Source organism: Nitritalea sp., assembly GCF_054166705.1.
The window spans coordinates 1-11,422 of the sequence record NZ_JBSZCV010000004.1 but is presented as its reverse complement, the minus strand read 5'-3'; the positions used below and the strand labels follow the sequence as shown (position 1 = coordinate 11,422).

The window sequence follows — 11,422 nt, the reverse complement described above, 5'->3', positions numbered from 1 at the left end:
GAAAAATTAGATGCAAGATATGTTGGTTCCACTCCTACTGCTACCCGATGTAGGAGCGCAGAGACGGAAATTAGAAGGGGAGGGGCTGGTCTTTCGTCGCGCCATCGCACCGGAAAAACAGGTACTTGTGGCTTGGGTGCAGGCACATTTCAGCCACTTCTGGGCTTCCGAGGTGGAGGTGGCTTTTAGTCGGCAGCCGGTAGCACTGTGGCTAGCTCAGGAAGGGCAGCGGCTGCTGGGCTTTGCCTGCTACGACTGCACGGCCAAAGCCTTTTTCGGGCCCACAGGGGTCCTGGAGGAAGCTCGGGGGCGCGGTATAGGCAAGGTTTTGTTAGTGCAAGCACTGGAAAGCCTACGGGAGCAGGGCTATGTATATGGCATTATCGGGGGAGTAGGACCTGCGGAATACTACGCCAAGACGGTCGATGCAAGGATCATTTCCGGCTCTGAAAGGCGTAATGTGTACGACAACTTGCTGCGCGGATGAAGGAGGAAATGCTACCTACACGCACACGCGGCCTGAAAAGCCCCTGGCTCTGGGTGCCTTCGCTCTATCTGACGGAGGGGATTCCCTATGTGATTATCATTAGCGTGTCGGTGATCATGTATAAGCAGCTGGGAGTCAGTAATGCCGACATCGGGCTATACACCAGCTTCTTGTATTTACCCTGGGTGATAAAACCCATTTGGAGTCCTTTTGTGGACCTAAATGGCACGAAGCGGCAGTGGTTTTTAGCCATGCAGGCCCTGATCGCTGCGACTTTTCTGCTGATTGGCCTGACCTTACCTCTGCAGGGCTTTTTTGTGCTTTCCTTAGCCCTGTTTTGGGTGGCGGCCTTCGCTTCTGCTACGAACGATATCGCCTCAGATGGGTTTTATTTGATCGGGCTGGCGCAAAAGGACCAAGCCTTTTTCCTCGGGATCCGCAGCACCTTCTATCGCTTGGCCATGATCACTGGGCAGGGACTTGTGGTGATTTTAGCGGGCTACCTGGAGAGTACGTTGATGGATAATCAGAAAGCTTGGTCGCTTACGCTGGTGCTAGTAGCAGGTTTGATGCTGCTGCTTACCCTGGTGAATGCCCTTACCGTGCCGAAAGAAAAAGAGAAAGTGAAGCCTACAGGTCCCGACGCAGGCTTTCTAGAGGTTTTTCGATATTTCTTTCGCAAAGAACACATCGGAATGGCGCTTGCCTTTATGCTACTGTATCGCCTAGGCGAGTCGCAGCTGGTGAAAATGGCCAGCCCTTTTCTCTTGGACGCACGTGAGCTGGGCGGACTCGGTCTAAGTACCAGTGAAGTGGGAATGATTTACGGCACCTTTGGGGTTATCGCACTTACTTTGGGTGGAATCTTAGGGGGTATCGCTATATCGGCCCACGGCTTACGGCGCTGGATGCTTCCGATGATTATCGCGCTAAATGGCCCGAACGTCTTTTATGTGCTTTTGGCCTACGGCCAGCCGGAAGGGGTGTTCTGGCCCGCCTTTGTCGTCATCATCGAGCAGTTTGGCTATGGCTTTGGGTTCGCCGCCTATATGATGTATTTGATCTATATAGCTGAGGGTCCCTTTAAAACAGCACACTACGCCATCGCCACAGGCTTTATGGCTTTAGGTATGATGCTGCCCGGTATGCTTTCCGGCTTCATTCAGGAGGCCCTCGGTTATGGAGGCTTCTTTCAGTGGGTCGTTCTGGCTGCCCTCCCGGGGATCTGGGTGGCAAAACGCGTCTTTTATCCCCGGGATTTTGGTAAAAAAACAACAGATGAACATGTATAATCCCTCGCAACTTACCCTTGAGGAAAAAATCGCGCAGGCCTTTTCTCCAGCGGCCTTTATCCATGAATCCGATCAGCATGTTCGCGAGATCGAGCGGCTGATTGTCGAGCAAAAAGTAGGTGGGCTCACATTCTTTCATAGTAAGCGCAGTGCCGCGGCGAATTACGATCGCAAAACGGAGTTTGTGAAGCTGGAAAGCACACTTTCCCGCTTGCAAGAGCTAATTCAGCACTATCAGTCCATAGCCAAAACGCCGCTCCTCATTAATATGGATGCCGAGTGGGGACTGGCCATGCGCGTGGAGGATACGCCAGCCTATCCCTTTGCGATTTCGCTGGGAGCTGTTCAGCAAAACGCCGAGCAAGCGGTCTTTCAGATCGGTAGGCAGATGGCCCAAGATCTTAAAGGAGTGGGAATCCATCTGAATTTAGCCCCTGTGGCTGATATCAACGATAACCCGCTGAATCCGGTCATCGGCTATCGCTCCTTCGGGGCAGAGAAACATCGGGTGAGTAAGTTGGCTCTCGCCTTTTACAAAGGCATGCGCTCCGAGGGGGTGGAAGGCTGTTACAAGCATTTTCCCGGTCATGGGAATACGGCTGTGGATTCGCATTTGGGGTTACCCATTTTACTGCAGCAGGCGCAAGAATTATGGACAAACGAGCTGATCCCTTTTCAGGAAGGCATCGATGCAGGCATCGGCATGATCATGATTGGGCATCTAGCTGTGCCCGCCTTGACGGGGGGTAGCACGATTCCTGCCACTGTTTCGCGTGAAATCATCACCGGACTGCTCCGGGAGCGGATGGGCTTTTCTGGGGTCGTTATCTCAGATGCACTGAATATGCATGCTGTGGCTTCTCTATACCCCGAGAAAGGGCGATTGGAGCGGGAAGCCTATGCGGCCGGTACGGATATATTATGTTATTCCGAACATGTGGAAGCGGGCATAGCTGCCATCGCAAGGGATGTGGCTAGCAGTCACATCGAGGACTCCTTCGATCGGGTATGGGCGCTAAAACGTGCTTTAGGGCTTTTTCAGGAGCATAAAGCACACTTCTTGGATCCTACTGATGCCTACAGTTTAAACCGGGGGCTGGCGCCCAAAATTCTAACGCGTGTATTCGAAAAGGAAGAGCAAAAGACGCTAAAAAGTGCACGCGATCGCCGTACTTTATTAAAAGTCAATCTATTTGGAGACCCCGACCCTGTGTTTTTCCAAAAAATCGCCTCCTCCTTTCCCGGTGAGGTGCTAGCGGTGCGAACGGTTGAGGAGGTGGAACAGCTGAAAGAAAAGGCGCTTAGCTACGACACCTTGCTCATCGCCTGCTACCCACCTTCTATGCGTCCCTCCCTAGACTTCGGAATGGATGAGGCAGTATTAGAGGCACTCCTGCCGCTGGTAGCGAGCAAGCCCTGTATCTTGTATTTCTTCGGTACACCCTTTGCGCTTAAGCGCTTACGTTTCCTTCCCCTTATCCAAAATGTCCTGCTGGCCTATCAGCCGGAGGCGCCTTTTCAAGAGTCAGCAGCTGCGGTTCTACTTGGACACGAAAAAGCAGAGGGGAGGCTCCCGCTTCCTTTAGAGGATTTAATTCCACTACCGATACGGAATTAACACCTGGCATCTAAATGCAGCCCGTATACGTACATGGAAGCATGAGGAAAAGTGCTTCCATGTTTTTTTTCTGCCTACTTTTGGTCCTCGGACCAAAACTTTTCGCCCAAGAGGGGCGGGATGTATCGGAGCCAAGAATTCGCCCGGGGCAGGCGGATCAAGCGCAAACCGCTGTAGAAACTGGTGCTGAACGCGCATACGCACTGTCCGTCTTGCCGCTACTGTATTTCACCCCGGAAACTTCGCTGGCATTCGGGGCAGGTGCTGTGGTGAATTTTAGGACTGCGCAGGAGGACACCTACGAAAGCCAGGTGTTGGTAGGAGGAGCTTACACGCTACTGGATCAGGTGCTCAGCTACGTTTCATGGCGAATTTTCTCTCCTGAAAATAGGCATCTGTTTGCAGGAGAGGTGGGCTGGTACCGCTATGTATATTTTTTTTATGGGATCGGAAATGAGGTGCAAGATGCCGACCGAGAGCTTTTCGATGCGACGTTTCCGAGGCTACGGCTTGATTATGCTTACGCTCTGCGCCCTAATTTCTACCTGGGACTGCGTTACTGGTATGATGACTGGGGTGGCTTGCGTTTTGACCCGGAGGGGCAGCTGATACAGGGCGGGCTCCCTGGAACGGAGGGCGGGCGCATCAGCGGTTTAGGACCTCTATTAAGTTTTGAAAGCCGCGATAGCCAGCTGTATCCCACGAAAGGGCTTTTTGTGGAGACCGCATGGCAGCGCTACGGCCGCGGATTAGGTGCTCAGTTCGGCTATTCGCGATTTTTCTTGGATGCTCGGAAGGTGTGGTCCTTATCGGACAAAGGGATTTTCGTGGGTCAAGTGTATCAGGAATCTACCGCAGGTGATGTGCCCTTCTTCGCCCTGCCCATGCTTGGGGGAAATCAACTTTTACGGGGTTATTTTGAGGGGAAATACCGCGGCCCGCATGTTTCAGCCCTTCAGGGAGAATATCGGCAGTGGTTAAGAGGGCGCTGGGGGCTTGTGGGTTTTGCTGGTTTAGGTGCTGTATACGGGCAGGAGGCGGCATGGAGTGGACTTTCTGACCTGCGTTTTGCTTATGGAACTGGCTTGCGCTTTCGCTTAAGCCAAAAAGAAAAGCTAAATCTTCGGCTGGATATAGCGCATGCACCAGGTGATGGCTTTCAGTTTTATCTGACTTTTGGAGAAGCTTTTTAAGGTTTCGCCCCCTTTTTTCAAGGGGATTAGACGCTTATCTTATAAGGCATTGAGTATGAATTAATTTAATAGGCGGCATTTTTTTCCATTGGCCGTACTGTTAGTTTCAACTGTCTGGAGTTGTTTTTTACATACATAATTATGCTGTTTAGGATTTAATCGGTTTCAGCTTTTGACTTTTTTCAGGTTCTACGAAATCCAGAAGTTACCCCTTTATCGTACATGCAAATGTTTTTCGACTTAGTTTTTCTATACAGAAACCATTCTGTGGGAGCAGCTAGGGCAAAAGGCAGGAGGTTCCTGAAAATCCTTAAACGAGTAGGGGTCAAACAAAATCTTTTCATTATGCAGTTCGAAGAACTAAACAACAATGAGCTAGCCGAAGTAAACGGTGGCATTTTAGGAGGTCTTCTTGGTGGACTTCTAGGTGGTAACAATTTCGGACAGAGTGCTTCTTCTGGAGCTCTTTTAGGTGGTCTTAACTTGACTATCCTTTCCGAAAACGTAGACAGTTCTGGTAACAGAAGTACCTTCGGAATTTCTTTAGGTTTAGACAATCTAGGAAGATTTGATTCTTTAAGAAACTCATTCTAATTGATTTTCTTCTGAATCTAATTGGGATTGAAAGATGATTCTATTTTTATTTTTCAATCCCAATCGATTTTTATGGTGCTTTTTTCTATTGGGTGCAATCCATAATAAGCTGTGCTGTCGTAAATCTATCTGAACGTTCTGGAGTATCCTGAAAATCCATAAAGAGTAAGGAAAAAACTAACCAAAAACATTATGAAATTCGAGGAATTAAAAAACGAAGAATTAGTTGAAGTAAACGGCGGTCTTTTAGGTGGTCTATTAGGTGGTCTACTTGGTGGAAACAACTTCGGACAGAACGCTAGCGGAGGTTCTTTGCTAGGTGGTTTAGGACTAACTATCCTTTCTGAAGAAGTTTCGGCTTCTGGCAACCGTTCTACATTTGGTATTGATCTTGGCCTAAGCAATTTAGGTGCATTTGAAAGCCTAAGAAACAGAGGTTAATCCCTTTTTTCAATAAACTGGAGGGATTCTTCTCTCCAGTTTTTTTTGATTTATGGATAAGAACAAAATTTTCCCGCCCGAAATTCTTCAGAATACCTCAAACTTTTTATTTCGAAAGTATGATGGGTATTCTATTATTCTTTACCAACTTATCCTTTTTCTATTGTTAGGCGCAGTAGTAGCTATTTTTTTTATTCAAGTTGATGTCTCCGTTCAGGGGGTAGGTATGCTTAAAACCTCCGAAAATAAGAACGCCATTCGCTCTCTTGTACCAGGTACGATCGATTCGGTATTTGTTGCTGAAAACATGCATGTTAAAAAGGGAGATAAAATTTTTACCGTGCGTGCTAATGTGATCGAAGAACAGACGGATAATAGCCGTCAACTTCTGCGGGAGTATACCAACCAGCAGCGTGATCTAGAAAAGTTAATTCGCTTAACTGCTAATTTCGATTGGGAAAAAGTTCCCGTTTTGGCTAGTCCAGATTACCAGCAGGAAGCTAATTTTTTCTTTGCCAAATTAAAAGAGTTGAAAAATCAATTCGAAATCACAAAAAGAGATTACAAACGTAATGAGGGGCTGCATCGCGCGGGAGCGATATCGGATGCTGAATTTGATCAGGCTTCTCTCTATTATGAAAATGCAAAAAATTCACTTTTAACTGCCTACTCGCAGCAAGCGGCCATTTGGCAAAGTAACTTGAATCAAGTTCGTATTCTTGTTCAGGACCTAGGTTCTCGTTCGAAACAGTTAAAAGAAGAGCGTGATTTTTATACGATCACTGCGCCGGTGGATGGTTTTGTTCAGGACATACGGCAGTTGTTTCCTGGCGCCAATGTAGCCGCAGGAGAATCTTTAGGAGAAATTTCGCCTGAAGGCGCCTTACTAGCGGAAGTATTAGTGAGTCCAAAAGATATCGGATTTCTGCGGAAGGATTCTAAGGTCAAAATGCAGGTAGACGCCTTCAACTATAATGAGTGGGGGTTTTTAGAGGGTACACTGGTTGAAATTAGCAATGACGTTTTTGTGGAGGCAGATGGTCAGCCTTACTTCCGTGTGCGCTGTACGTTAGATAGAGACTTCATGGAATTGAAAAACGGCTATCAGGGAAACTTGATGAAAGGAATGACCGTACAGGCACGCTTTAGTTTTGCGAGGCGGCGTGTAGCGAATCTGCTTTTTGACAAAGTGGATGATTGGATAAACCCAAATTTAGTAACCAACCGATAGCCTATGTTGAAGTTCGACTATTTCAAAAAGAAGCGCTTTAAAAAGGCAAAAGTAAAACAGCACGATATGACAGACTGCGGCGCAGCTTGTCTTTCGTCGATTGCGAATTTTTTTGATGCAGATATTCCCATCGCGCGTATCCGGCAGTTAGCTTCCACCGATCAGAAAGGTACTAATTTATTGGGGATGATCGAGGCAGCCAAAGTCATTGGTTTCGATGCGAAAGCAGTACGCTTGAAAGAGGAGCAATTATCCCTTTTGCCTACGCCTTCTGTGGCCCATGTAATCGTAAAAGGTGTGCTGCATCATTATGTAGTGGTTTTAGAGGTTACGGATAAGCAGGTTACTGTGATGGATCCCGCTATCGGTGATTTAGTAGTCTTACCTAGAGAAGAGTTTTTAAAGGTTTGGACCAAAATCATTCTTTTGGTCGAGCCCAATAGTTCTTTTGAAAAAACAAAGCAGACATATTCGATTCCGGAGCGCTTCTGGTTCTTGCTCTCCCCGTATAAGTTTATTCTTACGCAAGTCTTGGTGGGCTCCGTTTTCGCGGTAGTCTTAGGTCTTGGCACCTCCCTATACATCCAAAAGATCATAGATAATGTATTACCGAACGGTAATATGAATCTCTTGAACCTAATGGGTGTCATCATTATTTCCATCATTCTGTTTTCTGCTGTAATCAATCATTTTAAGGGAATTTTAGTGCTCCAGACGGGACAAAGAATCGATGCGCGTTTAATTTTAGGGTACTATAAGCATCTGTTGAAGCTTCCGCAAAGCTTTTTCGATACCATGCGAACGGGTGAAATCATTTCTCGTATAAACGATGCCGTGAAAATCAGGACCTTTATTAATGACGTGATCGTAGGTTTTGTGGTCAATGTGTTTGTCCTTGTTTTTTCCTTTACCCTAATGTTTATTTTTTACTGGAAGCTGGCGCTGATGATGCTTTTCGTCATCCCAATGTACCTTGTCATTTATGCTTATTCTAATAAGATTAATAAAAAGACACAGCGCGAGCTCATGGAGGCTTCCGCTGACCTAGAAGCTCAGCTTGTGGAATCCATAAATGCTGTAAGCACGATAAAGCGTTTTGGTATGGAGACTTATACCAACATAAAGACGGAGTCGCGATTTGTCAATATGCTAAAAGCCGTTTATGATTCTGGTCGCAATGGTATTTGGATAGGAAATCTCAGTGGTTCTGTTACCTCCCTGTTTACGATTGTCCTGCTGTGGATAGGTACTTCTTTTGTGTTACGTAATGAATTGACCCCGGGGGAGTTACTCTCCTTTTATGCCATCATGGGCTATTTTACGGGACCTGTAGCCAGCTTCATTGGCATGAATAAATCCATTCAGGATTCATTGATTGCAGCAGATCGTCTTTTTGAAATTATGGATGTGCATACCGATGAGGAAGAAAGTCTTATGCCGATGTCTAAAGAGAAGCTAGGTCCTATTACGTTTAAAGAAGTAAAGTTCCGTTATGGCTCTCGAGCCACGGTTTTTGAAAATTTAAATTTGGTTATCCCCCATGGTGAGGTAACAGCGATTGTGGGACAGTCAGGCTCTGGGAAATCCACCTTGTTATCCTTGCTGCAGAAATTATACCCACTTAATGGCGGTAAAATTTTTATCGGGGAGCATGATATCTCCTATGTTAAAGCAGATTCACTTAAGGAGTTGGTGGGTGTTGTGCCTCAAAATATTCATCTGTTCGCTGGTAATGTTTTAGAAAATATCGCGATAGGGGATTTCACCCCTGATATGGATCGTGTAATTCGCATTTCCAAGCAATTAGGAATACTCGACTTTATCGAAGAGCTTCCTCAGGGCTTCCAAACGTACATCGGTGAAAATGGAGTAAGTCTTTCAGGTGGTCAGCGTCAGCGCTTGGCGATTGCTCGTGCGCTGTATAAGAATCCAGAGATTTTAATTTTTGATGAGGCTACATCAGCCTTAGACAGTACATCAGAAGAATACATCCTAAATACCCTATACACATTAAAAGAAGAACGAAAAACAGTCATTTTGATTGCACACCGCCTCAGTACGGTTGTCGGGGCGAATAAGATAGTAGTCATGGATAAGGGGAAAGTGGTGGAAGAAGGTAACCACTTTGATTTAATTGAAAAGGAAGGAGCTTATGCCGGCATGTGGAAAAAGCAGCTGCCAGAGTCCGCCACTATAAATTTTTCTTAGCAAACCAGCAATGTATATTATATGAAACACTTCAACTCAAGCCTTAGGTATAGCCTCTTCTTTTTGATGGGGCTTTTCCTGTGGAGTAGCCTTGCAGAAGCCCAAGTGAATCGGCGCTTCGCGACGACTATCTCAAATCAAAGTAATGTTACCAATTCACAAAATGCTATTGATGGGAATTTAAACACTTTTGCAAGACTTACGTCGAGGACTAATCTTATAGGGCCAGGGCCTAACGGATCAATAACTTTACAGTTCGACCAGGAAATTCCAGCAAATCAAACTTCCTTTATCCGTCTGAATTTTAATGATGATATATTAAGGTCATTGTTAGGTGGTGGTTTGGGTGGATTGGTGGCCGACATTGGAGGTACCCTTTTGTTAGGCAATCATACGGTTTCTGTTGCTGCCTTAAATAACAACACACTTGTAAATGGAGGAACAACTTCCGATCCACAAAGCTTAAGCAACGATCGTTTTCGGGTATTGGTAGATCAAGAGGGAAGGGTGTTTCTTGCCATTACCCCAACTGGCGCCTATAACCGTATTCGTGTAACATCATCAACTTTCGCTGTTGTAGGTCTAGGTACAAGCAACTCTGTGGATGTCTTTGGTGCCTTTACCTTGGAGGGGCAAGAGGAGTGTCCAGATCCTGTGTTTACCGGATTTAATACATCTGGGTTGACATTAGATGCTTTAAATCTGAATCCTCCAGTAGTTAATCCAGAAAATGCGATCGATGGTAATCCGAACACCTTCTCTAGTTTATCTTTTGGAGTTCTTGGTGTAGCAGGGGTGATCGAACAGTTTGTGGTTTTGGGTGCACCTTCTCGTTCTGATGCGACCTTTAATGTGCGATTGCGCTTGACGCAAAGCTTGCTTACGGCGGGAGTATTGAATAATGTAAACATTGTAACCACGCGGAATGGTCAAGTGGTCACCAATCAGCCTTTGAATAGTCTACTTAATGTAGATTTACTCGGCCTATTGCAACCTGGACAGTTCTTTGACTTTCCCGTTACGCCAGGTCAACCAGTAGATAGGGTTTCGGTACGGTACAGTTCTCTCCTCAACCTTACCGTGGCACAATCCCTGGATTTTGCGGGAGTATTCCCTGGCATCGTGCCTCCAGTGGTAGACGCTGATGCAGCTAATGTAGAAATATGTGAGGGTGAGCCGGCTATTTTGACAGCTACAGCTCCGCAAGGAACAGTATTACGCTGGTACAATGTAGCAGAAGGGGGTACTCCTTTAGCTGAGACTGCCTTTAATGAACCGTTTACAACTCCGATATTAACTGAGAATACCACGTTTTTTGTGGCAGCCTTTGATCCTATATGTAATGTAGAGTCTCTGCGCGTGCCGATTGAAGTTACAGTTAACCCCGCCCCAAGGGCAGATGATATAGTGGTGGTCGGAAATGAAATGGAGATTTGTCCAACGGACGCACTTGTGTTAACGCCGTCACTCTCCCCTTCCAGTATGATCGATCCGGCTGTTGCTACATTCCGCTGGTATCTAGACGAGAATAAAAATCAGGAGGTACGCGATGGGGACGTCATAAATGGGGCTAGTTTCTCCATAGACCCTAACGGAGTACTTACTGTAATCAACCTTGGCCTTAATTCTGGTATACCTGCACTTTTTGTAAGTGTAACAAACGAATTCATGTGCGAGAATCCAGCGGGTGATCTCTTCCAAGTACCCATACTTTTTAGAGATGACTGTGATGATTCGATGCTGATGATTCTTAAAGAGTCCGCTCCAACAGTTATCGCTGGAGAAAATTTAACGTATACGCTTACTGTTCGAAATACCGGTTTGGCGCCTTCCTTAAATACAGTAGTGAGGGATGTTTTACCTGCAGGACTAATCTTCCAAGAAGCTTCGGATGGCGGAGTTCTCCAAAATGGAGAAGTAATATGGAATTTAGGTGAATTAGCTCCAGCAGCCGAGCGCGTGCTGACCCTTAGCGTTAGGGTTCCTGCTAATGTACCAATGGGCACTGTTTTAACAAACATAGCCAATGTTGATAGTGATAACGAACCTAATGGACCTGTCAACAGTGATCCAAATGAGGTAACGGTAGAAACCGGGGCAAACCTAGCCATCATGAAGCAGTCTACGACAGCGCGAGCGGTGGCAGGTGAGAACTTGGCTTATACGATTACGGTGACGAATAATGGTCCAAGTGATGCCCAGGATGTAGTGGTTACGGATCCGATTCCGGTAGGAACCAGCTTCGTAAGTGCGGACATGGGTGGTATGCTTGAGAATGGTATCGTAACTTGGAATATTGGAGTTATTCCAGCGGGCGAGACAGTGACCTTAAGTCTAGTGGTCTTGGTGGATGCGAAT

At 46.3% G+C, this 11,422-nt stretch carries 10 protein-coding genes; 9 read left to right on the top strand and 1 reads right to left on the bottom strand.

Features of this window, described 5'->3' with window-relative positions; all coding sequences use genetic code 11:
• Nucleotides 1-19: 19 nt before the first annotated feature.
• The 6 genes from ACXIT9_RS01045 (at nucleotide 20) to ACXIT9_RS01020 (ending at nucleotide 5,625) form a co-directional block, all read left to right on the top strand.
• Nucleotides 20-487, top strand: a complete 468-nt coding sequence (locus ACXIT9_RS01045) for a GNAT family N-acetyltransferase (RefSeq protein WP_458054389.1) — start codon at nucleotides 20-22, stop codon at nucleotides 485-487.
• Nucleotides 484-1,779 (top strand): MFS transporter, encoded by a 1,296-nt coding sequence (locus ACXIT9_RS01040; protein ID WP_458054388.1) that lies wholly within the window; start codon nucleotides 484-486, stop codon nucleotides 1,777-1,779. Before ACXIT9_RS01045 ends, ACXIT9_RS01040 begins: the two co-directional genes overlap by 4 nt.
• On the top strand, nucleotides 1,772-3,397 hold the full coding sequence (locus ACXIT9_RS01035) for a glycoside hydrolase family 3 protein (RefSeq protein WP_458054387.1): 1,626 nt from the start codon (nucleotides 1,772-1,774) through the stop codon (nucleotides 3,395-3,397). Before ACXIT9_RS01040 ends, ACXIT9_RS01035 begins: the two co-directional genes overlap by 8 nt.
• A 41-nt stretch (nucleotides 3,398-3,438) precedes the next feature.
• Nucleotides 3,439-4,590 (top strand): BamA/TamA family outer membrane protein, encoded by a 1,152-nt coding sequence (locus tag ACXIT9_RS01030; protein WP_458054386.1) that lies wholly within the window; start codon nucleotides 3,439-3,441, stop codon nucleotides 4,588-4,590.
• 345 nt (nucleotides 4,591-4,935) lie between these two features.
• Nucleotides 4,936-5,184 (top strand): bacteriocin, encoded by a 249-nt coding sequence (locus tag ACXIT9_RS01025; protein ID WP_458054385.1) that lies wholly within the window; start codon nucleotides 4,936-4,938, stop codon nucleotides 5,182-5,184.
• Between the two features lie 192 nt (nucleotides 5,185-5,376).
• Entirely contained in the window at nucleotides 5,377-5,625 is a 249-nt protein-coding gene (locus ACXIT9_RS01020; protein WP_458054384.1) for a hypothetical protein, read from the top strand.
• Nucleotides 5,626-5,791: 166 nt separating this feature from the next.
• Here the strand turns inward: ACXIT9_RS01020 and ACXIT9_RS01015 are convergent, their stop codons facing one another.
• The gene (locus tag ACXIT9_RS01015; RefSeq protein ID WP_458054596.1) at nucleotides 5,792-5,938 is read right to left on the bottom strand and encodes a hypothetical protein; all 147 of its coding nucleotides are present in this window, start codon (nucleotides 5,936-5,938) and stop codon (nucleotides 5,792-5,794) included.
• On the opposite strand from ACXIT9_RS01015, the gene ACXIT9_RS01010 reads away from it, so the two are divergent.
• From ACXIT9_RS01010 to ACXIT9_RS01000, 3 genes are all read left to right on the top strand, one after another.
• Entirely contained in the window at nucleotides 5,882-6,856 is a 975-nt protein-coding gene (locus ACXIT9_RS01010) for an HlyD family secretion protein (protein ID WP_458054589.1), read from the top strand. The genes ACXIT9_RS01015 and ACXIT9_RS01010 overlap by 57 nt on opposite strands.
• Before the next feature lie 3 nt (nucleotides 6,857-6,859).
• Nucleotides 6,860-9,064, top strand: a complete 2,205-nt coding sequence (locus tag ACXIT9_RS01005) for a peptidase domain-containing ABC transporter (RefSeq protein WP_458054383.1) — start codon at nucleotides 6,860-6,862, stop codon at nucleotides 9,062-9,064.
• A gap of 600 nt (nucleotides 9,065-9,664) precedes the next feature.
• Nucleotides 9,665-11,422, top strand: a 1,758-nt coding sequence (locus ACXIT9_RS01000) for an Ig-like domain-containing protein (RefSeq protein ID WP_458054382.1), incomplete at its 3' end; no start/stop codon positions are given.

Bases quoted from the DNA above. Each gene is read 5' to 3' on its own strand.
- ACXIT9_RS01045 (WP_458054389.1), top strand. From the start codon at position 20: ATGTTGGTTCCACTCCTACTGCTACCCGATGTAGGAGCGCAGAGACGG.
- ACXIT9_RS01040 (WP_458054388.1), top strand. From the start codon at position 484: ATGAAGGAGGAAATGCTACCTACACGCACACGCGGCCTGAAAAGCCCC.
- ACXIT9_RS01035 (WP_458054387.1), top strand. From the start codon at position 1,772: ATGTATAATCCCTCGCAACTTACCCTTGAGGAAAAAATCGCGCAGGCC.
- ACXIT9_RS01030 (WP_458054386.1), top strand. From the start codon at position 3,439: ATGAGGAAAAGTGCTTCCATGTTTTTTTTCTGCCTACTTTTGGTCCTC.
- ACXIT9_RS01025 (WP_458054385.1), top strand. From the start codon at position 4,936: ATGCAGTTCGAAGAACTAAACAACAATGAGCTAGCCGAAGTAAACGGT.
- ACXIT9_RS01020 (WP_458054384.1), top strand. From the start codon at position 5,377: ATGAAATTCGAGGAATTAAAAAACGAAGAATTAGTTGAAGTAAACGGC.
- ACXIT9_RS01015 (WP_458054596.1), bottom strand. From the start codon at position 5,938: ATGCATGTTTTCAGCAACAAATACCGAATCGATCGTACCTGGTACAAG.
- ACXIT9_RS01005 (WP_458054383.1), top strand. From the start codon at position 6,860: ATGTTGAAGTTCGACTATTTCAAAAAGAAGCGCTTTAAAAAGGCAAAA.